The following is a 22,092-nucleotide window of genomic DNA, read 5'->3' as shown; positions in this document are numbered from 1 at the left end:
ACCCGGCAATTATGATATAGTTGTGTATATGTAGAAGTACAATTACAGGTACGCTAAGATCCATACTTTGATTTTATCGGTATCTACCTGAAACAGCAACTAAGATGACAGCTTTACTTATCTTGGATTTTGATTAGAGGAGAATGACGTATGAATGAAGAACGGCTGCCTGCCGCTTACACCGCTGACATTAGAGAGATGCTGGGGGATACGGCAGACGCTTTTCTGGAGAGCTATCATGCACGGCGGACCCAGGGTCTGCGGTTCAATGGTTTAAAAAGCATTTCAGATCCGGGCCGCACAGCTGCGGAACAAGCAATATCCCAATTTAGCCTGTCGCCGGTACCTTGGTGTCCGGCAGGATTTTATTATGAAGAGCCTGCACGGCCGGGGAGACATCCTTATCATACCGCCGGACTATATTATATTCAGGAGCCCTCGGCAATGTCCGCAGCTGAGCTGCTTGGACCGCTTCCCGGGGAGACTGTTCTCGATCTGGCTGCCGCACCGGGAGGCAAAACCACCCATATTGCCGCGCTGATGCAGGGACAAGGCTTGCTGATATCCAATGAAATACATCCTGAACGGGCCAAAATACTCGCAGAAAACGTAGAGCGGCTTGGGATAGCTAACGCGCTTGTCACCTCGGCAACCCCGGGGGAACTCTCCAAGCGGTTCCCTGAAGTTTTTGACCGGATTATGCTTGATGCGCCTTGCTCCGGTGAAGGAATGTTCCGCAAAGATCCTGCCGCCGTAAGCGAATGGTCACCGAAGCATGTGGAGATGTGTGTTGCCAGACAGTGGGATATATTGCAGGATGCCTACCTGATGCTGAAGCCGGGCGGCAGTATGGCTTACTCGACCTGCACCTTTAACCGCAAAGAAAACGAAGAGACGATCGAACACTTCATACAGAGCTATCCCGATATGGAGCTGATCGTTACGAAACGGCTGTGGCCTCATTTGGAAAAAGGAGAAGGGCATTTCGTAGCCCTGCTGCGCAAGGCAGTTGTAGAGGATGATGCCGAACCTGCACAGCGTCAGGGCCGCAGCAAACGCGGAGACCGCGGCAAGAACAGTCCGAAAGTAAGCTCCTCGCTCCGGGATGCCTATCAGCAGTTTATAAGCTGGTCGTCGGTAGAACTGCCCGGGTTTGCCGGAAGCGGCGTACCGCTTCTCTTCGGTGAATCCCTGTATCTGCTGCCCGAAGCATTCAATGACCGGCTGCACACCGGCCTGCTCGACGGCCTTAAGGTTCCGCGTGCCGGACTGCATATTGCCCACTTGAAGAAAAACCGGATTGAACCCGCCCACGCTCTTGCCATGGCGCTGAGACCGGATCAGGCGGCGCGGATCTATGATATGCCTGCCGGGGGTCCGGAAATCCAGGCCTGGCTGCGCGGAGAGAGTCTGCCCGTTCCGGCCAGCCTGCATGGCTGGACACTGGTCAGTGTGGATGGCTTGCCCGTAGGCTGGGGCAAAGCCAGCTCCGGCCAGCTGAAGAATCATCTGCCCAAGGGCCTGCGGATACTGAAAGCCCATATTGATGAGGTTTAGGCTGCTGACCAGTTCAGGGAGCCTCCTTACGCATATGATGTCATTATCCCATGGAGCTCCGCTGAACTACTAACGCGGCAATGGGAACAGACATGAGTCAAGGGAGGAATCAGACATGGGTGCAGTTCCAGGCTTCACATCGACCGGTGCGATTTTGGTGCTCTTCATATTGCTCGTTATCATTTCCCGTTCGTTGTTTGTCTAATTCCGCTTAAGCAGCATAGCGTATAGACACAAGCGGCCCGGCCGTTCCTTTCAGGAGCGGCAAGGCTGCTTTTTTGCGTTTTTTATTTGCACTTTTCAATTGCACTTTTTATTTGCGTTTTACATTTTCACTTTACATTTCCACTTTTTATTTGCGTATTTCTTTTTATCTGAACGGGGAACTCCACAAAAAAAGCACAGCACAGAGCCGCCAAGGCACTGAACCATGCTTTATGTGGTCTTCGTCTTCTGCAAGCTTCACTGATCCTGAATGCGACGAAGCAGCCCGGGTTGTGGGAATAGTTATGATTTTCAACACTTAATCATTCCGTCTCTGCTGCTTTGCCAATAATAAGTGGATTATCGTCACTAATTCCGCCCATATTCCCGATATTCTCCAGAGGGAGCGGAATTAAGTGTCTTTTTTCCAACTGCTGCCCTGTTTCCTGAGATTTCCGCATAATTAGATGACGTTTTTCCACTTAGTACACCGCCGGGGCCAATCAGGACAGAAGTCAGGAAGACAGGCAGTATTTCACCAGCGCATCGCGCACGCCATTGTCATTATTCGTTCCGGTAACCGCATCTGCTGCTGCTTTGACTTCAAGCGGTGAGTTGTCCATAGCAACACCCAGGCCGGCATACGTCAGCATAGAGATATCATTATAATAATTGCCGATCGACAGGACCTGCTCCTGGGGAATGCCCAGCTCTGCGGCCAGGTTCTTCAGGGCATTGCCTTTGGAGGCTTCCGGGTGCATGAAGTCCACGAAGAACTCTCCGCTGCGCAGAATGTTGTACTGCTCTCCCCAGGTAGACCATTCCCGCTGCGCTTCATCCAGAATATCAGACTGCGTGAACACGGTGAATTTCACAATCGGTTCGCGGAAATCCTCCCAGGCCGGCAGCGATGCAGGCATAATCCGGAAATGCTCATACATGAAGTTGGCTTCCTTGGTCAAGTTCTCGACATTATCGACATACATATCGAATGCAGTGTTAACATCGAAATGGATATCATGTTCGCGGCAATACGCGATATACGGATCGAGCCCCCTGGCATCCATTCCATATTGGTGTAGTACTTTGCGGTCCTTCACACTCACCGTCACCGCTCCGTTATGCCCCAGCACATACCCCGACAAGCCCATCTCTTCCATGAACGGAATCGAATTCTGCGGGCTGCGTCCTGTACACAATACGATCTGGCCGCCCTGGCGGGTAACCTCGGCAATGGCCGCTTTATTCTCGTCACTCAAGTGATGATCATCGTTCAGCAGCGTTCCATCCACATCAAGTGCTATCAGCTTGTATTTCATACTCCACCATCCTTATTTCTCTGTATAATCTGCTGCACATACTTTATATCAAAAGCTTACCTGTACCCCATCAGCTACGATTTCGTTTATATCAAAGGTTGTGTAAATCCTTCACCCGCGCAGCTGCCCAAAATCGGCTGAATAGTACGTGAGTCTCGTAGGTACGGTAAGCGAGCCATTGCATTGACCCGATTACGGCATTCAATATGCTTAATTGTACTTTGTACAACTAAAACGTCTGATTTACAACCAATACACTATTTAGTTGTATTTCGTACAATTAAACTGCCATTGCACCTTTGTTTTCACCCATTTAGGCAGATTTAGTTGTACAGAATACACTTATAAGACGCAAGCATCCCTTTTCGCTGTTTTTAATTGTACATTATACAACTATCTCTGAATCTTCATTAGGACTGAACACATCACTAGCAGCATTGTTGAATACACTCACTTTTCAGTTCTGAAGTTGCACTAGCTAGTATCTGCTACGGTCCGGCGTACAGTCATTTCAGCTATACTGCATGCAAGCCCAAGCCCCGGCGGTCCGCCGAAGTTGTATTAGCCTTCCACCATTTAGGATCTGGCAATCTGCCAGGTCCGCTCTTCATTTGCTGGATATGGCGCTGCATCACTTTACCCGCCAGCTTATTCCTCCGCCCCGCCCCGGCGCAGCAGCTCCAGCTCTTCAGCAGTCAGCTCCCTGCATGCGCCAAGCGGCAGGCTCTCATCCAGCTTCAGCTCCCCCATCGATACGCGCTTCAGGAAGACAACCTTCTTCCCGACCGCCACGAACATCCGCTTCACCTGGTGGAATTTGCCTTCCGTGATCGTGAGCGAGATATACGACAGCACCTTGCTGCCTCTTTCTCTGCTCAGAATCCTCAGGCTTGCCGGAAGTGTCACATACCCATCCTCCAGCTCCACACCGGCTGCAAAAGCGGCCACATCCGCCGCATCGACCTCACCTTCGACCGTAGCTTCGTAGGTTTTGGGTACATGCTTGCGCGGGGACAGCAGCTCATGAGCCAGCTTGCCGTCATTGGTGAGCAGCAACAAACCCACGGTATCCTTATCCAGCCGCCCCACCGGGAACGGCTCGAACAGCGCATACTCAGCTTTAAGCAGATCCAGAACAGTACGGTCGCGTTTGTCCTCAGTCGCGGACAGGACGCCCGGCGGTTTGTTCATCATCAGATAGATATATTCACGGTAGAGAACCGGCTCACCGCCAACCTCGATCACATCCTGCCCGGGGTCTACATGAAAGCCGCTGTCTTTGACTACAGCGCCATTCACCGTAATCAGCCCCTGCTTCGCCTGCTTGCGGATATCGCTGCGTGAGCCAATGCCCATATGGGACAATACTTTATCAATCCGCTGCTTCTTATTCGTATTTCCTGCTCCACTCATAATCTATGTCCACCTCCAGCCAGCGGGATATTCGTTCTTGAGCATACCGTCCTGCCATTTGCCCCAGCCTGCGCTGAAGCCGTCAATGCAGACGAGCATGTAACCCTTGGAGGCATGACCGGCCTTAATGGACAGACGTTCCTCCGGAATCGACAAGGTCTCTCCCTTCAGGTAGGAGACAGCTTCACCGCTTGCACTGGACAGCGACACACTTCGGCTGCTCTCCGCAGGATGCAAGGCTGTTGCCAGCGGATGCCCGGGAATGAACCGGCCGCTCTTCATATGACCGACATACCAGCCCGGACGGATCGTCTTCAGTCCGTCCAGCGCTTCACGCGGCAGCGGCGAGATATATAAGTGATCTCCGAACCATACCGGATATCCGGCGGGCAGCTTCCCAAGGAGCTCCTGAATAAAATCAGCATATACCGCAAGTGACGCTTCTTCTCCGGTTCCCTGGACCTGCCGTCCGGCAGCAGCTCCAGTTTTGCCAAGCCCCCGTCCGCCCTTGCCTGCGCGCCCGCTATCTGCTCTGCCGGCTGACGCTTTGGCAGGGGAAGCGGACCTGGTATCCCGGTTACGCGGAGAAACGGATACGGTCGCCTCTTTGAAGTCTGCCCTTGCTTCTATGAAGTCTGCTCTCGCCTCTATATCTGCCACTCCAGCTATATCAGGACTTCCGTCATGCCGCAGCACGGCCATGAAGTGTCCTTCGCCCTTGACCTTATGCGGCCACAGCCGCGCAGCTCCCGGCAATGGACCTAATCCGGCAGCAAAAGAACCGCTGCCGCCCACCGGTACCAGCGAGAACTGCGGATGACCGGATAAGAAACCGTCAATCATCTCTTCGTTCTCTTCCAAGGCGAACGTACATGTCGAGTATACGACCGTTCCGCCCGGCTTCAGCGCTGCCGCTGCCGCCGCAAGGATCTCCCGCTGCATACCCGCATATTTGGCCGGAGTTTCCGGTTCCCACTGCTTGACCATATCCTCGTCCTTGCGGAACATGCCCTCACCGGAGCAAGGCGCGTCAATCAGTATCCGGTCGAAGAATCCGGGGAATGCGGCTGCAATCCGCTCCGGGCTCTCATTCAGTACAATTCCGTTACGCACGCCGTACAGCTCCAGATTCTTGGCAAGTGCCTTCGTCCGTTCCGGATGCAGGTCGTTGGTAACCAGCAGACCTTCGCCTTGCAGCTTGGCGGCAATCTGCGTGGATTTGCCGCCGGGCGCGGCACACAGATCCAGTACCCGGTCACCCGGCTGAACGCCAAGCAATTCGACCGGTGCCATGGCACTGGGCTCCTGGATATAGTATAACCCTGCATGATAATACGGGTGTTTGCCGGGTCTGGCTCCCTCTCCGGTATAGAAACCGGTAGGGCACCAGGGAATAGGCTCCAGCCCGAAAGGGGATCGTCCGCGCAGCTCGTCCACAGTAATTTTCAGCGTATTTACGCGGATTCCTCCGTAGGGGGACTGCTTATATGTATCCACAAATTGATCGTATTCAGTTCCCAGCAATTCTTTCATGCGCTCCATGAAAAGCCCGGGCAGTTGTGCCGCCATGATGCCGTCCTCCTGCTCAAATAATCAAGGAACACCCCTGCGGGTGCTCCTAATGTTGCCTTGCTATATTCAATCCGCTCTATGCCTGGGTCTATCCGGCCGCTGCGGCCCCCGGCGCTGGGGAAGCTGCGGCTTAAGAGACTGCGCAGTCATTCCCGCCGCTTCTTCCAGCACAGGGTCAACAATACGGATCGTCAGGTCATAATAGGGAAACGGCTGCTCTTCATAAGCTTCAAGCCGGGCGGCATACTCTCCCACTTCCTGCACGAGCTTCGCCAGATCAATCCCCAAGGTAACCGCCGGATATCCACGCAGTACTTCATAGGACTGCCTCAGCATGATCCGTCCGCCGCGCACATTGGCGTTGCGGAAATGATACAGCCCGACCGCTACCTGCAGCAATGCTTTGTAGAGCGGGTCGCGCTGCTGTTCCAGCCATAGCTCCTCAAGCACCTCATGACATTCGAAGTAATCCCTGTCCCGGTTGAAATAGATCAGATACTCCAGGTACAGCGGCTCATAGGCCATCCGGCTGGCTGCCCTTCTTGGCATTCGAGAGCAGCTCCCGCACATGATCCAGCAGCTCCCGCATAGCGTCCATATCCTGCACCTGCCAGATGGCATTGAACCGCTCCTGGCACTCAATCGCTTCATTCACGAGGTGATAGAAATACAGCTGATGGATGGCTTTGAGCAGTTGGGTCGTCGTATTCGAGTTCTCCTCGAAGGTCTTCTGGGCTTCCAGAATCTCTTCACGGATACTGGACATCTCGCTGTCCAGGATCGATGCCGCTTCCGCTGCCGTCTTCAGGCGGACGCGCATTTCATCCGGCAGGCTCTCGCGGTATTTATAATTCAGCGAATGCTCAATGGTTGCCCAGAAATTCATCGCCAGCGTGCGGATCTGGATTTCGGCCAGTACAATCTTTTGTCCAAGTGCAGTCTGTACCGGGTATCTGATGATCATATGGAAGCTGCGGTATCCGCTTTCCTTGTAGTTGGTGATGTAATCCTTCTCATATAACACTTCAAGGTCCTTGCGGGCGCGGATGTACTCCGCCACTCTGCGGATATCCTCGACGAATTGGCACATAATGCGAATGCCGGCGATATCCTCAATGCCCGTTTCCAGATCCTCCATCTTCACGTTTAACCGCTTAGCCTTTTCGAGTATGCTCGACAGCCGTTTGACACGTCCGGTTACGAACTCAATCGGTGTATATTCTTCTCTTTTCTTGAGTTCCGAGCGCATTGTTTTAAATTTAACCTTCAATTCCTCCACAGTCTGTTCATATGGAAGTAGAAAAGTTCCCCAGTCCCTGACGTCCATCGCCTTGTCCTCCTGTCCATTCATCCTTCAGTGATGATCAGCGCCCACCGCTTCTAGGAGCCCCCGGAAACCGTCCCGCCGCAGCAACTGCCGTAATCCGGCATGCACTTTGCGGTTAACCTCCGGTCCTTCATAGATGAGTGCTGTATAAATTTCGACCAGGCTTGCGCCTGCCCGGATTTTGTCATAAGCATCCTGGGCTGTAAAAATCCCGCCCGAGCCGATAATCGGCAGCTTGCCGCCGGTCTGGCTGTAGATTCTGCGGATAATCTCTGTGGAGCGGTCACGCAGCGGCTGGCCGCTGAGTCCTCCCGTTTCACCGGCTTTGTCACTCTTCAGCCCTTCACGGACAAGTGTCGTATTGGTGGCAATCACACCGTCCATTCCAGCCTCTGTGATTGTATGTACCATATATTCCAGCTCGGCGTCGCTGACATCGGGAGCAATCTTCACCAGCAGCCCTTTGGCTTCTCCGGTCTTCACCCGCTGCAGCTCCATCTCTTCCTTCACCTGGCTAAGCAGGTTCGAGAGCTCGCTGCCATGCTGGAGACTCCGGAGATCCGGCGTATTCGGCGAGCTGATATTGACCACAAAAAAATCACCGTACGGATATAGCGTACGGATACACTGGCGGTAATCCTCATGCGCCAATTCATTCGGGGTGGCCTTGTTGCGCCCGATATTGACCGCTACCGGAATCCTGCGCTTCTTCATCCCCTTCAGACGTTCAGCCATTGCCGCTGCGCCTTCATTGTTGAAGCCCATCCGGTTAATCAGCGCCTTGTCGGGCAATAGGCGGAATAACCGGGGGCTGTCATTGCCCGGCTGGCCCAGCGGCGTCACTGTGCCCACTTCCATAAATCCGAAGCCGATTGAAGAGAAGCCTCCTACCGCTTCAGCATTCTTATCCAGTCCTGCAGCTAAGCCTACCGGTGTGGGGAAATGCACGCCAAACAGATCCACTGCCAGATCAGCAGTCTCAGGAACACCGTACATGAGGCGCATCGCCGCACTTCCGCCGGGAACTAAATTCGCTTTATTTAGTCCGCCTATGACGAGATGGTGCGCCTTCTCCGGGTCCATTTTAAAGAAAATTGGTTTACCAAAATGTCGATACAGCACCGTTCTCGCTCCTTCAAGGGAACCACAAATCGCAGGGCGACTCCCGTATCTATAGGTTTCTTCTTAATTTTATCCGTTTCCGGGTGAAAAGAAAAGTTTTTTGCCGCAGCGATTGTTCCAGCCTGTCCCTCAGAGTATAGTAATTTTCTTGTAAACGCATTACAATGTAAGGGTAATCACAGATAAAGAGAGAAAGAAGGATGACAATATGTCAACTAAACGCAAACCTCCTACACTGCAGCAGAAAAAAGAAGAGGTTAACCGCAAGGCAATCCTATGGATCAGTGCAAGTCTGGTACTGCTGGTTCTTCTCATTGTCGTTTTGTTTCTCGTAGCAGGGAACTAATTCAACCAATGGTAGACCTTATGGGGGTTGGTCTGATTTGGGGGCGCATCCGAAGGGAACCGGTCCTCCGGCACGGCTAGCTCCTCAGGCAGAACCCCTTTACTAATCTGCACTTTCGTGCCCATCGGCACCATCGCGAACAGCTCCTCCACATCCTTCCGGCTCATCCGGATACAGCCCAGTGATTCATCCTTCCCGATGCTTTCCGGTTCATTCGTGCCGTGTATCGCATAATTACTGTCCGAGAGCTGCATGCCCCGGCTGCCGAATTCACCGTTATCACGTCCATTCGGATTGACCACTTTATCCCGGATCACGAAGCTACCCTCAGGCGTCTTCTCCCCGCCCAATCCGACTGCATAGTTCCGCAGAATAATATTGCCGCTGGTTACTGCCAGACGGTGTTTTTGTTTATCCACAATAATTGTGAGCGGTGCTGTAAAAAAGGGCATATCTGCCCCGCCGGCTCCGCTGCCCGCCTCGGTACTGCCCCCGCTTGTCTGACCTTGCCCCGGTGAACCGGCGGCCGGTGTTACGGCAGGTTGCGGAGAGGGGCTTGGCACTGCAGCAAGTCCCGCTGCTGCCCCGCGGAGCGGACTGAACTCTTCCTTCATGAGCGGTGTCGTGCCGCCCAGCCAGTTGGCCGGAAAAGGCTTCACCAGTTCCTGCAGTGAACCGGGAAGGGCTCCTTTGCCCGTCTTATAGGCCCGCATGGCACTCCAGAGCACGGCAAGCTCCTCCTGCTTCTCCTGCCACAGCCCCGCCTGCTTCTTGATTTCCGCCGGATCAGGCGGCTGGCAGTCACAGACAACCGGATTATAGGACTGGTACACTACGCGTCCGTCCCCGCTCTTGGCAAGCGTAGCCGCCAGCGGAAGCTTCTTCTTCCATACCAGCCACTTGCCCGCCCGCTCCATGCTTAGCATCGCCGTGGCGGAAGGCGTTTGTGCCTTCTGCAGGATACCCGCCAGTCCCTGGCCGCCGGAAACGGCATCTGCCCCTACAGCGGTGAAGGACAGGCTTGGCTGAACTGCCGGGGTCTCTTCTTCATCTGATGCCGGCAGCTCAGCCAGGGCAACAGCCGCATTCTCCCCGTCCGGTGCTTCAGAGCTTTCCTGGCTTACCCCCGGTGCCACTGCAGCCGGGATCAGCAACAGCAGCAGAAGCATCAAGGCCAGCAGCACACGGCGTTTCCGCAGCCTGCCTGCCTGGCGTTCCCGGGCGGATTGCAGCAGCCCATCCTCATATTGCTTCAGCATATCGGCCGGCACCTTGCTGTGCTCAAAAGCTTCATACACTTCGCCGGCCTGGTTGAAGCAGTAATTGGCTTTTCCCTGCTGACCGTTCTTATAGTATTCCTTACCGAGCAAGTACCATGCCATCTTGTTATCAGGATGCATCTGCACATATGCTTTAAGATGCTGCGAATTTTTCACATTGGCCTCCGGGAATCTATGATTCAACTTAGTTTCTTTATATTTTATATCGGTCAGGACATTAAAAAAAGACATCTCAAGCCGCATTTATCACGGTCAGGAGATGCCTTTATGTTAATGTAAGGATCAAATACGAGTATCACCCTATATCTGATCCTTACATTAGGTACTGATGAATTGAAGTCCGGACTTAGCCTTCTTTGTTGAACGGCGCATCCGCAATCTTAATGGAGTCTGTTGGACATCCGTCAGCGGAATCCTGCAGGTCATCGAACAAGTCGTCCGGAATCACTACATTCCCGTGGTTACCGTCATTCTCGTAGATCACTTCTGCCAAACCTTCGTCATCGTAATCAAAAATATCAGGGGCCGTCGCGCCACAAGCACCACAAGCGATGCATGTATCTTTTTCGACCCAAGTGTACTTAGCCATTTTATCTCTGCCTCCCGTTAAACAATACAGCCTGCAGTAGCAGCCTGTTATTTTTCTCATATTAATATAAATAGGATACAATTTCAATGAATTTTCAATGTGTTTACAGTATTGCCCTATTAACCGGCCGCATCATGCTGCTATTCCGGGCCAATATCTCAGTCGGTATCCCGGTCCGCGCCGCTAAGATTGTCCTTCTGAAGTGAAGTCCCCCGCTCCTTGTGATTACGCAGCCGCGCCGAGTGGCTGTCGGTGAGCATCCCTGCTGTCAGCACCGCATTCTCGCCGAACTTGTTGCGCAGCATATCCATCGCCTTATTCAGCGATTCCTTCTTCGGCTGCCGTTCGTAATCGAACAAGTCCAGCTGAATGGCGGAATCCTCCTTGAGCGTCAGCCCCTGAAGGGTCACCCCCAGCAGCCGTACCGGCTTGTCGCCCTTCCAGTGGCGCGTGAACTGGTCCAGGGCAGCCTTATAGATGTCTTCAGCGCTCTCTGTAGGTGCCTCCAGCTGGCGCGAACGGGTAATCGTCTTCATATCCGGTGTACGGATCGTTAGCTGCACTCCCGCAGCGACCAGACCCTGCTTCCGCAGCCGCCGCGCCACCTGATCGCTGAGATTCAGCAGGATTGGACGCGCCTCCGCCAGCCCCACCACATCCCGCGGCAGCGTAGTCGTGTGGCCGATGGACTTGCTCTGTTCCCGCTCAGGGTTCACTACCCCGTGATCGATCCCGTTGCCGGCCCGCTTCAGCCACGAGCCCATCACGCCAAAATGTCCGACTAGCATCGCCTCATCCGCTGCCGCCAGCTGTCCAATGCTGTAGATGCCCAGCTTCTTCAGCTTCTCGGCCGTCTTGCTGCCGATTCCGAACATCTCGTTGCAGGGTTTGTTCCATAGAATGGACGGCACATCGCGCAGCCGCAGCACGGATATGCCATTCGGCTTTTTGAGATCAGAGGCAATCTTCGCCAGCAGTTTATTGGGGGCAATCCCTATGGAGCAGGGCAGACCCAGCTCTTCCATAATACGCCGCTGCAGCGCCTCGGCAATCTGCGGAGGGGTCCCGAATTGGCGCGAACCGGTAATATCCAGATAACATTCGTCTATCGATACCGCTTCAAGCAGCGGAGTATAGCTGTAGGCAATCTGCATAAATGCATTCGAGTACTTGCGGTATAAATGAAAGTCCGGCTTAATAAGGATTAAGGATGGACAGATTCGCAGCGCCTTCTGCACCTGCATCCCGGTTGAGATGCCCAGCCTGCGTGCGGCGTAGGAGCAAGTGACGATAATCCCCCGTCTGGACTCCACACTCCCGGCAACGGCCGTCGCTTTACCTTTATACTGCTCCGGATCCTCCGCCTCATGCACCGAGCAGTAAAAGGCATTCATATCCACATGTAGAATAACCCTGCCGCTTGCCGGATAATACTGATCCACATTCTGCATGGTATCGACCTTCTTATCTTCAGGGTTCCATTGTTATTGTCAGCATACCTCTTCACCTTGCGGGAGGTCAACTTGCAGAAGAGCCTCATGTGGCGTTTAAGTGAAAAGTTCTTTGTTACTTTCCCGCGTAAAAATGCTATAATATAAAAATTAATTTCATATATGTGTATGCTAACTACAACTACAACTTAAGCTAATGCTTCCGAGGCCAGTTTTGCACGAAGCGGTTTCAAGGAAGTTATGCCAAACAACACTTTTAGGAGGACACTCATGTCTAAGTCTATCTCCATCTTCGATACTACCCTGCGCGACGGCACTCAAGGCGAAGGGATCAGTCTGTCGGCGGATGACAAGCTGAAGATTGCCCGGAAACTCGACGATCTGGGTGTCCATTATATTGAAGGCGGCAATCCGGGAAGCAACAATAAAGACATCGAATTTTTCAAAAGAGTCCAGGAGCTCCACCTGAATGCCAAAATCACGGCATTCGGCAGCACCCGGCGCAAGAATTCGGTAGCGGAGCACGACGACGGGCTGCAAAGAATGATTGATGCCGGCGTTCCGGCAGCGACCCTGGTCGGGAAGTCCTGGGACTTCCACGTTCATACTGCGCTGCAGACTACCCTTGAAGAGAACCTTGCCATGATCGGCGACTCCATCTCCTACCTGAAACGTCAGGGACTGGAGGTCATTTTCGATGCGGAGCATTTCTTCGACGGGTATAAGAACAATCCCGAATATGCTTCTGCCGTACTCGCCCGTGCCCGCGAAGCCGGAGCCGACTGGCTTGTAATGTGCGATACGAACGGCGGCACCCTGCCGCATGAAATTCAGGAGATCGTCTCCGGCATGGGCATCCAGCTTCCGGGTGCTGCTCTGGGCATTCATACACACAACGATTGCGAGCTTGCGGTAGCTAACACTTTAAGCGCAATCGGTGCGGGTGTACGTCAGGTCCAGGGAACCATCAACGGCTACGGCGAACGCTGCGGTAACGCCAATCTGTGCTCCATCATTCCAACCCTGCAGCTGAAGATGGGGTATCACTGTATCCCGGGAGATTCGTTACCCCAATTAACCAACACCGCCCGGTTCATCAGCGAAGTCGCCAACGTGAACATGCCGGTAAACCAGCCTTATGTCGGAACCGCGGCTTTTGCCCATAAGGGCGGCATTCATGTCTCGGCCATTCTGCGCGATTCGCGCACCTATGAGCATATCGCTCCCGAGCTGGTCGGCAACAAACAGCGTGTGCTTGTCTCTGAACTCGCAGGACAAAGCAATGTGCTGTCCAAAGCCCAGGAGATGGGGCTCAGTCTCGATCCAAGCAGCGAACAGGCCCGCAAGGTTATTGATAAGATCAAGGACCTGGAGCATCAGGGGTATCAGTTCGAAGGGGCGGATGCCTCGCTTGAACTGCTGCTCCGGGAAGCTACCGGGGAGATGAACGAGCTGTTCACCTTCGAGTCGTTCAAGATGCTGGTAGAGAAAACTGCCGGCCGCCCCGTCGTCTCTGAAGCCTTCGTCAAACTGAAGGTCGGCGGCGAGAACCTGTATACTGCCGCAGAAGGCAATGGTCCGGTCAATGCGCTGGATAACGCGCTGCGCAAGGCGCTGCAGACGTATTTCCCGCAGCTTAAGGATATGCACCTCTCCGACTATAAGGTCCGGGTGCTTGACGAGCAGGACCAGACCGCAGCGAAGGTTCGCGTACTCATTGAATCCAAAGACTACGGAGACACCTGGAGCACAGTAGGCGTATCCAGCAACGTGATTGAAGCAAGCTGGGAGGCACTGGTCGATTCTATGCGCTATGCCCTGCTCGGACAGATTTCGCTGGATCATGGCACCCAGGCCAGCAGTGAGCCGAGAGGCTTAGTCAATCACTAACTGCCTTTATCCATAGGTTGTTCAAAATCAAAAGCCCTCCGGTGCGGAAGTACATCCGCACCGGAGGGCTTTGCAGCACCTTGCCGCCGGCCTCGTCAAGAGCCGGTTAAGGCGATAATCTTCTGCTCCAATTCCTCAGCGGTCAGGACACCCAGAATGATCTCGCTAATTACACCCTTCTTGTCAATTAGTACATTGGTCGGGAATACGGCTCCATTATATTTATCGAAGATCTGGCCTTTCAGATCATACATCACCGGAAAAGCCAGCATGTACTTTTTGACAAACCGTTCTGCGTTCGGTTTATAATCCTGGCTGGTAACATTGATGCCGTAAATATCCAGCACATCGCTGTATTTCATTGCCAGCTTGTTCAGCTCCGGAGCTTCCTGCTGACAGGGATCACACCAGGAGGCCCAGAAATTCAGCATTACCGCTTTCTCCCTGGCTCCCCCGACTTCATACCGTTTGTCGCCTTCCTGCAGCATGAATGAAGGAGCTCTCAAGCCTGCGGAAGCACCTGTCTCCGGCTCCGCCTGCTGTTGAAGGACCGCGACCGCTTTCGGTTCAGCCTTGCTTCTATGCTCTATGGCAAGAACGGCCAGAAAAACAATCAGGGCCAGAACAGTCAAATTCCGTTTATGGACTGCTTTCATAGGAGTCAGTTCCTTTGCTTAGAGGATTTTCCTCTATTGTACCCCCACCTGCTGCAGTTTCAAACGTTATTTGCAATAAAAAAAGAGGATTCCGTCAAAGACGAAATCCCATGAAGAGAGAGGGGTGAAGATATGACAGCGAGCCAGGGAATCCCCCAGTCGATCAGACTGAGCTCTTCCGTACAGCATATGCTGGGGAAGCATCTGCTATCCTGTTATCCGCAGGAAGCCTGCGGAATCCTGCTGGGAGCTGCCGCAGCGGGCGGCATGTGTATCGACAACTATGTGCCGGTACGCAACGTAGCGCCTGACCCGCTGCATTCTTTCGTACCTGATCCCGGAGAGTGGATCAGAGCCGTATACCGTGAACCCGCACCTGTCGGATTCTTCCACTCCCATCCGCATGCTGCGCCCTGGCCTTCTCTTGCCGATCTGAACGGCCTGTCTTCGCTGGGGCCTGAGTTCAAGGTATACCTGATCGGCTCTCCGGGAACCGGCCATACCGGTACTCCGCTGCTGAACGGCTTCCTAATACAGCGTACGGACAGCAATGGCTCTGCACAGACACCTGCCTTACAGCATGTGCCCTTAAGTCCTGCTTAGATAAGCGTACAGATCGCCCAGTGTCTCCACCTGGTTCTTCTGGGAAATCTGCCGGAGATACGCTACCCATAATTTCGCCGTCATTTTGGCATCCTCCAGCGCATGATGACGGCCTTCAATCGGGATCTCGTGGATGGCCAGCAGCTCATCCAGCGTGTAATTACTACGGTGCGGCTCCAGCCAGCGGGCCAGCATCATCGTATCCAGTACCCGGTGGGTCAGCTGGACCTTGGAGGTTTTCCATAAGGCGGCATTCAGAAAAGATTTATCATGTGCACTTCCATGTGCTACCAGTACTCTCTGGCCGACAAAGGACATGAAATTGTGCAGTCCGTCCATCAAAGACGGGGCACTGGATGTCATTTCCTCTGAGATCCCGGTCAGCCTGGTAATATTATCAGGAATAGCCGTCCCGCAATTCACGAGCGTATAGAAACATTCGTCTTCCTTGATCTCTTCCCCTACCACACGGATCGCCCCGAAGGACATAATTTCATCCCCGCCCTGATGGGAGAAGCCGGTAGTCTCAAGATCAAATATAACGGTCTCCAGCTCAGAGAGCGGCGTGTGCAGCACTTCCGGACGCCGTTTTTCGCGCATAAGAGAACGGATAAAAGCCATCTGCTGTGCGGTTTGCTGCGCCGATTCTCCGCCTCTCATGGAAGCGATGGCGGATGGCATTCCGCCTTGTCTCAGGTTATTCCAGAACCCTCCGCCTTTGTTCGGCTCCTTCATGGCTGTCTCCTTTCCGCGGACCGGAGCTGACGCTGCAGGGCCTTGTGCAGGCGCCTGACCAGCAGCAGACTTTCCCGCAGCTCACTTCTGAGCTGCTTATTCTTCAAATCATTCTCGGCATAGTAATCACTGCTTGCTAGCAAACCGTCCTCCACCGTATAAGGCGTATTCACACGCATCTTCAAGGCAGTCAGAAATGCCCGCCGGATCTCTTCAAGATGCTGGTATTTGTCCAGTCCAGCCAAATGCTCAAGCCTCTTCAGCGTCGAAGAATCCTCTATCCCGTGCAGCAGCGACAAATGCCTGACAATATTGACAAGCGGGATATAAAGCCCGTATTTGACATCAAAACCGCCGGCATAATCGCCAAACCGTTCCGTGAGCACCTGTCCAAGCAGATTAAGCGTTGCTTTATGACGCACGGTATTGCGCAGCACAGCCATCGCCAGTTTGTGATTGTCTGCAAAACCGGCATGAAAAGCTTCCTTCCACCTCGCGGACAATTCTACGCTGCCGGCCACATGGCGCATATCAGAAGCTATGATCAGGTAACGGACAGGCTCCCATTCCAGCTGCTCCATCCATCCCGCCAGCTGATGCTCCCATTCAGGCAGTGTTTTACGCCACAAAGGCTCTGAGCACATCACCTTGCCATCGCATTTCTCGTATCCTGTAGTTTCAAGCACATCGGACAACATGGCTCCAAAGGCTTCGAAATAGCTTTTCTTGAGCCCATCCAGCTCTCCTTCTACAATCAAACCATTATCCTGATCACTCCACAGCGTAGCTTCCTGTCTGCCTGCACTGCCGAATACAATAAAGGAATAGGCGCAGGGAGGCAGGCCATAGCCCGCCTCCTTCATCTGCGCCTCACATATGTGTACCGCGGTTCTTGCAATCTGATCATGCATTGCATTCACCCGGCACATCCATTCCTCAACCGGAATAACGTTTAATTGCTCCAGAAGTACTTTTTGACAAGCGGTACGCCTGGCCTTAAGCTCCTGCGGCGAACCGGCCGTTACGATGGACAAGTATCTTTCATCTTCGTTCCAGTCTGCTGTCTCCATCGAAGCCACTCGGTCCGCCTCCCTATTGAGTAGAAGATATAATTATTTCAAGGGTTTGGATTCCGATTCTGTAATCAGTTTCATTTGTTCAGGATAACCGTAAGTACCATGCTCACTGATATCCAGACCCATCAATTCTTCTTCTTCCGTTACACGAAGTCCGATAACCATCTTCATCACGTAGAGGATAATGAAGGACATCACCGCTACGAAAGCAAAGGTTCCGATGACACCAAGCGCCTGTACTCCCAGCTGATGTGCCCCGCCGCCGTAGAACAAACCGGCTTTACCGACACCAACAGTTTCAACAAGCTCAGGTGTTGCGAACAAGCCTGTAGAAATGGCTCCCCACATCCCTGCAATACCGTGAACGGAGAAGGCGTAGATCGGATCGTCGAGACCTGCACGTTCCAGCCACTGTGATGTCATGAACGTGAATGCACCAGCGATAAATCCAATAAGAATTGCTGCCCAAGGTTCTACAAATGCACAGGCACCAGTGATAGCAACGAGTGCAGCCAGAACACCATTCAGCATTGCCGGAATATCCGACTTGCCGAAGTACAGCCAAGAAGCAATCAGTGCCGCCAGACCGCCTGCCGCAGCAGCCAGGTTCGTTGTCAGTGCCACGTGGCCGAAGAATCCGCCCATCGGGGACAATGCACTACCCGGGTTGAAGCCAAACCAGCCGAACCAGAGAATGATAACGCCGAGTACTGTGAATACCTGGTTGTGACCAGGAATGATAACCGGTTTACCTTCTTTATTGAACTTGCCCAGACGGGGTTTAAGGAGGATTGTAGCCACAACAGCTGCAGTTGCACCTGTAAGATGGACAACTGTGGAACCTGCATAGTCCTGCATGCCCAGCTCAGCCAGCCAGCCGCCGCCCCATACCCAGTGAGCTACAACCGGGTAGATCACTACTGAGAAAAGAATTCCGAAGATGATGTATACGCTCAGCTTCGCACGTTCCGCCATACCACCGGATACGATCGCCAGAGAAACCGCTGCGAAAGCCATTTGGAACAGGAATTTAACATTTAGAGTGACATCGGAGAATAACAGGGATTCGAACGAGGAAGCCGTTGTATCTCCACCGTAGAAGAATCCTGTAGTACCGAAGAAGCTATTGCCGTTACCGAAGCCAAGACCAAAGCCCAGAGCCCAGAAACATAAGCTTGCAATGGCCAGTGTCAATACCGTCTTACCGGCAACGTGGCCTGCATTCTTCATCCGGACCGAACCTGCTTCAAGCATTGCAAAACCAGCTTGCATAAAGAATACAAGGATAAATGCCAGGAACGTAAACGCAGTGTCAAGTCCGATTTGCAGATCCGGTGTTGCCGGACCCTCAGCTGCAAATGCGCTGACCGGATAGATCATCAGTGTAACCATGGCCAGGAACATCATCAACATCTTTTTTTTCATACTTTACCCCACTCCCCAATGTTATATTTTCTAACAAAGCGTGAAACTCTTAATGTCATTATAATCAGAAGTCAGGGAAATTGACAAGACTATTTTTTTGAATGTTTTAATTTATTATCGGAAGCTCACGATTTATTCACCGTATGACAATTCCCCCGCCAGATCGCAGATAATCCGCAAAAACCGCCAACTTCCATACCAGTCAAGGATGCAAGCGCATACACTTCGTGTAGGATTCTAGATCTTTCATTATGTATTTTTATTAATATCAGTTAGTAAACATACCTTTTCACGCCGGATTTTACCTGACATCACCCTTGTTTATCTTCAATATAAAATATGTTTAACCGCTTTTCCTAAGCGGCTGAGTGTAATATCCGGGATATTTAGGGTTCTTAAGTCTATACATCACATGTCGTGTTATATATTAATCTTGCCTTCCCTGTCTGAATCCCCACCATTATGGAAATCTGTGCTCCCGCACTCCGCAAAGAAGGTATCCCTCATATAAATAAACAGCGAATCTTTCAGAAATTACAGCATATACTTTAAGTAAGTGTGACGTTTGACTGTATGGTTTGCGATTTGGTATCATTAATTATAAGAATAATAAATGAAGCAGAGCACATCGCTGTATTACAGCCTGCCGCTTCGAACGAGGTGAGATGACTTGGAGATATGACCCTTTACCGGATTGGTGAGCTGGCCAAGGCGGCCGGCACAAGTGAACGTACCATTGATTATTATACGAAGCTCGGACTTATTACACCCGAATCAAGAAGCATGAAGAACTACCGGCTGTACAGTCATGAAACCTTGATCAATTTACAACGTATTAATCAGCTAAAGCAGGAGAAATATACATTGGAAGAAATCAAATCCCTGATGGGCAAATGGAACGCAGCTACACCGGAAGCCGAGGTCTCGGGCAAACTGGTTCAGCTTGAGATTCAGATGCAGCAGCTTGAGCGCGAGGTCAAGGCTCTTGAACCGGTAATTAGCGGTTTGAAGCCCGGACAGGCCAACCGGGCATTAGCAGCATTAATTCCGCAAGGTGTTGCCTGCATGGAAGCGATCCGGCTTCTGCTGACGCAGGGGCCGCCAATGTAACAGCTTGTAACTTAAAGTGGAGGAATGAGACATATGATGCCCCTAATGTATCTATTATTAATTATCGCTTTTATCTTCTCCGTGTGGGCGCAGTTCAGGGTCAAGGGTAATTTCAAGAAATGGGCCAAGGTGCCCAACATGAATGGATTGACCGGATATGAAGCCGCACGCCGCATGCTCGACGCCAACGGATTATACGATGTACCCATTGAACCGGTACGGGGCACCCTCTCCGACCACTACGACCCTATCAACCGTGTTGTCCGGCTGTCTGAGCCCGTATATTATGAAAGCTCCATCGCAGCGGTTTCTGTCGCCTGTCACGAGATTGGCCATGCGATTCAGCATAAGGAACATTATCCGATGCTGACACTCCGCCACCGGATGTTCCCGGTTGTTAACTTCGCATCAGGTGTTGCACCCTTTATGCTGCTGGCCGGTTTTATTTTCAGCTCATTGAATCTTATTGGCCTGGGGATCATTTTCTTCTCGGCCGCAGTAGCTTTCCAGCTTGTCACGCTGCCTGTTGAGTTCAATGCCAGCAGCCGGGCACGCCAGATCATGGTCCAGCAAGGCTTCATCCGCAATGAAGAGGAACGCGGGGTCGCCAAGGTCCTGAATGCCGCAGCACTCACGTACGTGGCAGCAGCATTAGTCTCGCTGCTTGAGCTTATCCGGCTGATCCTCATGTTCCTGGGGAACCGCGACTAAGAGCGGACCCTTAGATAATTACAAACAATACCCCGGTAGGCTATGAGCCGACCGGGGTATTGTTTTGCTGTCTGTCTTTGAAATATGTTAGCAGGAAGGTACGGAATGAACGGGCCACCAGCGGCAGCTTGCCGTCCGCCCTGTGAATCAGCCCCACCGTTCTTGTAACCGAGGGTTCAACGACCCGGACCTGCGCCGGCTGCATTGGATTGGTCTGGTAGAACGCCATCTCCGGCAGCAAACTTACTCCCATCCCGGCAGCTACCAGACCGCGGATCGTATCTGTCTCCCCGCCTTCAAAAGCGATCTGCGGCTTGAACCCCGCCTGCAGACAAGCCTGCCATACAATCGGCCGCAGTGAGTAGCCTTGGCTGAATAAGACAAATTTCTCTTCCCGCAGCTGTTCCAGCCGGATCACTTCCTCTCCGGCCAGCGGATGATTCTGCGGCAGAATGGCGAACAACTCTTCAGTCATCACAATATCTCCGGCCACATGCCCGTCATTCTCCGGAAATGGAGAAATGAAGGCCAGATCCACCTCACCCGAAATCACATCCTTAATTAACGACGGATAGGCCCCCTGCTTAAAGCGGAATTTAACATGCGGATAATGACGGCGGAATTCCGCAACAATGGAAGGAATGAGATGGGTCCCGAGACTATGCGGGAAGCCGATGCGGATCTCCCCGCGCTCCGGATCAAGGAATTCATGAACCTCCGCCACTGAACGGTCCAGTTCATTAAGGAGCGACTCTACTCTTTTGCAAAAGAGCTGTCCGACGGGAGTAAGCTGCAGGTTCCTCCCTTTCTGCATGAACAGATCTACACCGAGCTCCTGCTCAAGCTGATGGATCTGGCGGCTTACTGCAGATTGTGCGACATGCAGCTCCTCCGCCGCTCTGGTGACATGTTCCTTTTGGGCAACCTTTAGAAAATACTGCAGCTGTCTAAGCTCCACATCTACACCCTCTCTTATCGTCGGTTTCGTTTGAACACGCGGATCATTAGTCCGTAAATGAAGAAGCCGGCTATCAGACCGCCGATATGGGCCATATAATCTACATGCGGTGTGGCAAACGACATAATAATCCCCATCACCAGGAGGCCGTACAGCGTCTTGCGCGAGCCCTCGTCCATCATCGTTCTTTGCAGTAACGCAATGTAGAGGAATGCTCCATAAACGGCGTAGATGGCTCCAGAGGCGCCTACAGAGACAATCCCGATCTCTACTACTCCGCGGCCGCTGATGGCAACCCCCAGAAGGTTCGCCAGGAACCCGCCGGCCAGATACAGCAGCGCATACCGCCACCAGCCCATCAGCCGCTCCAGGGGAGGCGCAAATACCAGCAGGGCGAAACTGTTAAAGAACAGATGGGCAAACCCGTTATGCAGGAACATGGCCGCAGCGTAGCGCCACAGCTCATCTTTCTCCGGTCCGACATTTACCGTTGCCCCGAACTTCACGAGAGTCTGCAGATTCGTTGAGCCGCCATTCAGCGACAGTACAATGAACATCAGCACATTGGCCAGAATCAGCACACAGGTTACCGGATAATACCGGAGATAACTTTTCCACTTCTCGTATCGTATGAAAATCATAGCACCCATCCTTTTATGTATGTTTGTCCGGCTCGACATTCAGCTTCTAAAAAGATTATAATTTATTGTGGCAGTAACAATCCAATATTGCAATCCAAGGAGGAAAC

At 52.6% G+C, this 22,092-nt stretch carries 23 protein-coding genes; 7 read left to right on the top strand and 16 right to left on the bottom strand.

Annotation, left to right across the window (positions count from 1 at the left end; translation table 11 throughout):
- Positions 1-150: 150 nt before the first annotated feature.
- Together P40081_RS12370 and P40081_RS38975 are read left to right on the top strand one after the other, a co-directional pair.
- The gene (locus P40081_RS12370; RefSeq protein WP_042135761.1) at positions 151-1,557 is read left to right on the top strand and encodes an RsmF rRNA methyltransferase first C-terminal domain-containing protein; all 1,407 of its coding nucleotides are present in this window, start codon (positions 151-153) and stop codon (positions 1,555-1,557) included.
- 115 nt (positions 1,558-1,672) lie between these two features.
- Positions 1,673-1,762: a sporulation protein YjcZ gene (locus tag P40081_RS38975; RefSeq protein ID WP_197073075.1), complete on the top strand. Its 90-nt coding sequence runs from the start codon at positions 1,673-1,675 to the stop codon at positions 1,760-1,762.
- 322 nt (positions 1,763-2,084) lie between these two features.
- Here P40081_RS38975 and P40081_RS38395 read toward each other — a convergent pair whose 3' ends face one another.
- The 7 genes from P40081_RS38395 to P40081_RS12340 all read right to left on the bottom strand — a co-directional run bounded on the left by P40081_RS38395 (position 2,085) and on the right by P40081_RS12340 (position 8,514).
- The gene (locus P40081_RS38395; RefSeq protein WP_156118593.1) at positions 2,085-2,243 is read right to left on the bottom strand and encodes a hypothetical protein; all 159 of its coding nucleotides are present in this window, start codon (positions 2,241-2,243) and stop codon (positions 2,085-2,087) included.
- Between the two features lie 33 nt (positions 2,244-2,276).
- On the bottom strand, positions 2,277-3,080 hold the full coding sequence (locus P40081_RS12365) for a Cof-type HAD-IIB family hydrolase (protein WP_042135759.1): 804 nt from the start codon (positions 3,078-3,080) through the stop codon (positions 2,277-2,279).
- Between the two features lie 648 nt (positions 3,081-3,728).
- Entirely contained in the window at positions 3,729-4,493 is a 765-nt protein-coding gene (locus P40081_RS12360; RefSeq protein WP_042135757.1) for a pseudouridine synthase, read from the bottom strand.
- A 3-nt stretch (positions 4,494-4,496) separates the two neighbouring features.
- Positions 4,497-6,062: an RsmB/NOP family class I SAM-dependent RNA methyltransferase gene (locus P40081_RS12355; protein WP_042135755.1), complete on the bottom strand. Its 1,566-nt coding sequence runs from the start codon at positions 6,060-6,062 to the stop codon at positions 4,497-4,499.
- Between the two features lie 69 nt (positions 6,063-6,131).
- A complete protein-coding gene (locus tag P40081_RS12350; protein WP_305954205.1) occupies positions 6,132-6,614 on the bottom strand; it encodes a DUF309 domain-containing protein in 483 nt (160 codons plus the stop codon).
- Positions 6,580-7,392 (bottom strand): GTP diphosphokinase, encoded by an 813-nt coding sequence (locus P40081_RS12345; protein WP_039299775.1) that lies wholly within the window; start codon positions 7,390-7,392, stop codon positions 6,580-6,582. The genes P40081_RS12350 and P40081_RS12345 overlap by 35 nt, the downstream gene beginning before the upstream one ends.
- Before the next feature lie 27 nt (positions 7,393-7,419).
- A complete protein-coding gene (locus P40081_RS12340; RefSeq protein WP_042135749.1) occupies positions 7,420-8,514 on the bottom strand; it encodes a quinone-dependent dihydroorotate dehydrogenase in 1,095 nt (364 codons plus the stop codon).
- A 208-nt stretch (positions 8,515-8,722) separates the two neighbouring features.
- Between P40081_RS12340 and P40081_RS38970 the strand changes: the two genes are divergently transcribed.
- Positions 8,723-8,860 carry a hypothetical protein gene (locus P40081_RS38970; protein ID WP_171718430.1) on the top strand — a complete coding sequence of 46 codons (138 nt, stop codon included), beginning with the start codon at positions 8,723-8,725 and terminating at the stop codon, positions 8,858-8,860.
- On the opposite strand, the gene P40081_RS12335 is transcribed toward P40081_RS38970, so the two are convergent.
- From P40081_RS12335 to P40081_RS12325, 3 genes are all read right to left on the bottom strand, one after another.
- Positions 8,857-10,296 carry a L,D-transpeptidase gene (locus P40081_RS12335; protein WP_042141008.1) on the bottom strand — a complete coding sequence of 480 codons (1,440 nt, stop codon included), beginning with the start codon at positions 10,294-10,296 and terminating at the stop codon, positions 8,857-8,859. The genes P40081_RS38970 and P40081_RS12335 overlap by 4 nt on opposite strands.
- A 190-nt stretch (positions 10,297-10,486) precedes the next feature.
- Positions 10,487-10,729 (bottom strand): ferredoxin, encoded by a 243-nt coding sequence (locus tag P40081_RS12330; RefSeq protein WP_036702186.1) that lies wholly within the window; start codon positions 10,727-10,729, stop codon positions 10,487-10,489.
- Positions 10,730-10,887: 158 nt separating this feature from the next.
- Positions 10,888-12,180: a DNA polymerase IV gene (locus P40081_RS12325; protein ID WP_042135747.1), complete on the bottom strand. Its 1,293-nt coding sequence runs from the start codon at positions 12,178-12,180 to the stop codon at positions 10,888-10,890.
- A gap of 270 nt (positions 12,181-12,450) precedes the next feature.
- Between P40081_RS12325 and cimA the strand changes: the two genes are divergently transcribed.
- Positions 12,451-14,070 (top strand): citramalate synthase, encoded by a 1,620-nt coding sequence (gene cimA, locus P40081_RS12320; protein ID WP_042135745.1) that lies wholly within the window; start codon positions 12,451-12,453, stop codon positions 14,068-14,070.
- Between the two features lie 95 nt (positions 14,071-14,165).
- Here the strand turns inward: cimA and P40081_RS12315 are convergent, their stop codons facing one another.
- Entirely contained in the window at positions 14,166-14,726 is a 561-nt protein-coding gene (locus P40081_RS12315; protein ID WP_042135743.1) for a TlpA family protein disulfide reductase, read from the bottom strand.
- Positions 14,727-14,858: 132 nt separating this feature from the next.
- Between P40081_RS12315 and P40081_RS36340 the strand changes: the two genes are divergently transcribed.
- The gene (locus P40081_RS36340; protein WP_052421788.1) at positions 14,859-15,329 is read left to right on the top strand and encodes a M67 family metallopeptidase; all 471 of its coding nucleotides are present in this window, start codon (positions 14,859-14,861) and stop codon (positions 15,327-15,329) included.
- Here the strand turns inward: P40081_RS36340 and P40081_RS12305 are convergent.
- From P40081_RS12305 to P40081_RS12295, 3 genes are read right to left on the bottom strand one after another with little or no spacing between them, the layout of a single operon-like run.
- Positions 15,315-16,064: an exonuclease domain-containing protein gene (locus P40081_RS12305; RefSeq protein ID WP_042135741.1), complete on the bottom strand. Its 750-nt coding sequence runs from the start codon at positions 16,062-16,064 to the stop codon at positions 15,315-15,317. The genes P40081_RS36340 and P40081_RS12305 overlap by 15 nt on opposite strands.
- The gene (locus P40081_RS12300) at positions 16,061-17,134 is read right to left on the bottom strand and encodes a DUF294 nucleotidyltransferase-like domain-containing protein (protein WP_042141006.1); all 1,074 of its coding nucleotides are present in this window, start codon (positions 17,132-17,134) and stop codon (positions 16,061-16,063) included. Before P40081_RS12300 ends, P40081_RS12305 begins: the two co-directional genes overlap by 4 nt.
- Positions 17,135-17,176: 42 nt before the next feature.
- Entirely contained in the window at positions 17,177-18,565 is a 1,389-nt protein-coding gene (locus tag P40081_RS12295) for an ammonium transporter (protein WP_042135739.1), read from the bottom strand.
- 678 nt (positions 18,566-19,243) lie between these two features.
- Between P40081_RS12295 and P40081_RS12290 the strand changes: the two genes are divergently transcribed.
- Positions 19,244-19,675: a MerR family transcriptional regulator gene (locus P40081_RS12290; protein ID WP_042135737.1), complete on the top strand. Its 432-nt coding sequence runs from the start codon at positions 19,244-19,246 to the stop codon at positions 19,673-19,675.
- 33 nt (positions 19,676-19,708) lie between these two features.
- Positions 19,709-20,386, top strand: a complete 678-nt coding sequence (locus tag P40081_RS12285; protein ID WP_371916272.1) for a zinc metallopeptidase — start codon at positions 19,709-19,711, stop codon at positions 20,384-20,386.
- Positions 20,387-20,426: 40 nt separating this feature from the next.
- Here P40081_RS12285 and P40081_RS12280 read toward each other — a convergent pair whose 3' ends face one another.
- Positions 20,427-21,344 carry a glutamate biosynthesis transcriptional regulator GltC gene (locus P40081_RS12280; protein ID WP_039299738.1) on the bottom strand — a complete coding sequence of 306 codons (918 nt, stop codon included), beginning with the start codon at positions 21,342-21,344 and terminating at the stop codon, positions 20,427-20,429.
- A gap of 14 nt (positions 21,345-21,358) precedes the next feature.
- Positions 21,359-21,985, bottom strand: a complete 627-nt coding sequence (locus P40081_RS12275; RefSeq protein WP_042135735.1) for a rhomboid family intramembrane serine protease — start codon at positions 21,983-21,985, stop codon at positions 21,359-21,361.
- Positions 21,986-22,092: the final 107 nt, after the last annotated feature.

Source organism: Paenibacillus sp. FSL P4-0081, assembly GCF_000758565.1.
Classification (GTDB): Bacteria; Bacillota; Bacilli; order Paenibacillales; family Paenibacillaceae; genus Paenibacillus_AQ; species Paenibacillus_AQ phytohabitans.
This window is presented reverse-complemented; position numbering and strand designations above follow the sequence as displayed.

Bases quoted from the DNA above. Each gene is read 5' to 3' on its own strand.
- P40081_RS12370 (WP_042135761.1), top strand. From the start codon at position 151: ATGAATGAAGAACGGCTGCCTGCCGCTTACACCGCTGACATTAGAGAG.
- P40081_RS38975 (WP_197073075.1), top strand. From the start codon at position 1,673: ATGGGTGCAGTTCCAGGCTTCACATCGACCGGTGCGATTTTGGTGCTC.
- P40081_RS12365 (WP_042135759.1), bottom strand. From the start codon at position 3,080: ATGAAATACAAGCTGATAGCACTTGATGTGGATGGAACGCTGCTGAAC.
- P40081_RS12360 (WP_042135757.1), bottom strand. From the start codon at position 4,493: ATGAGTGGAGCAGGAAATACGAATAAGAAGCAGCGGATTGATAAAGTA.
- P40081_RS12355 (WP_042135755.1), bottom strand. From the start codon at position 6,062: ATGGCGGCACAACTGCCCGGGCTTTTCATGGAGCGCATGAAAGAATTG.
- P40081_RS12350 (WP_305954205.1), bottom strand. From the start codon at position 6,614: ATGCCAAGAAGGGCAGCCAGCCGGATGGCCTATGAGCCGCTGTACCTG.
- P40081_RS12345 (WP_039299775.1), bottom strand. From the start codon at position 7,392: ATGGACGTCAGGGACTGGGGAACTTTTCTACTTCCATATGAACAGACT.
- P40081_RS38970 (WP_171718430.1), top strand. From the start codon at position 8,723: ATGTCAACTAAACGCAAACCTCCTACACTGCAGCAGAAAAAAGAAGAG.
- P40081_RS12330 (WP_036702186.1), bottom strand. From the start codon at position 10,729: ATGGCTAAGTACACTTGGGTCGAAAAAGATACATGCATCGCTTGTGGT.
- P40081_RS12325 (WP_042135747.1), bottom strand. From the start codon at position 12,180: ATGCAGAATGTGGATCAGTATTATCCGGCAAGCGGCAGGGTTATTCTA.
- cimA (WP_042135745.1), top strand. From the start codon at position 12,451: ATGTCTAAGTCTATCTCCATCTTCGATACTACCCTGCGCGACGGCACT.
- P40081_RS12315 (WP_042135743.1), bottom strand. From the start codon at position 14,726: ATGAAAGCAGTCCATAAACGGAATTTGACTGTTCTGGCCCTGATTGTT.
- P40081_RS36340 (WP_052421788.1), top strand. From the start codon at position 14,859: ATGACAGCGAGCCAGGGAATCCCCCAGTCGATCAGACTGAGCTCTTCC.
- P40081_RS12305 (WP_042135741.1), bottom strand. From the start codon at position 16,064: ATGAAGGAGCCGAACAAAGGCGGAGGGTTCTGGAATAACCTGAGACAA.
- P40081_RS12300 (WP_042141006.1), bottom strand. From the start codon at position 17,134: ATGGAGACAGCAGACTGGAACGAAGATGAAAGATACTTGTCCATCGTA.
- P40081_RS12295 (WP_042135739.1), bottom strand. From the start codon at position 18,565: ATGAAAAAAAAGATGTTGATGATGTTCCTGGCCATGGTTACACTGATG.
- P40081_RS12290 (WP_042135737.1), top strand. From the start codon at position 19,244: ATGACCCTTTACCGGATTGGTGAGCTGGCCAAGGCGGCCGGCACAAGT.
- P40081_RS12285 (WP_371916272.1), top strand. From the start codon at position 19,709: ATGATGCCCCTAATGTATCTATTATTAATTATCGCTTTTATCTTCTCC.
- P40081_RS12275 (WP_042135735.1), bottom strand. From the start codon at position 21,985: ATGATTTTCATACGATACGAGAAGTGGAAAAGTTATCTCCGGTATTAT.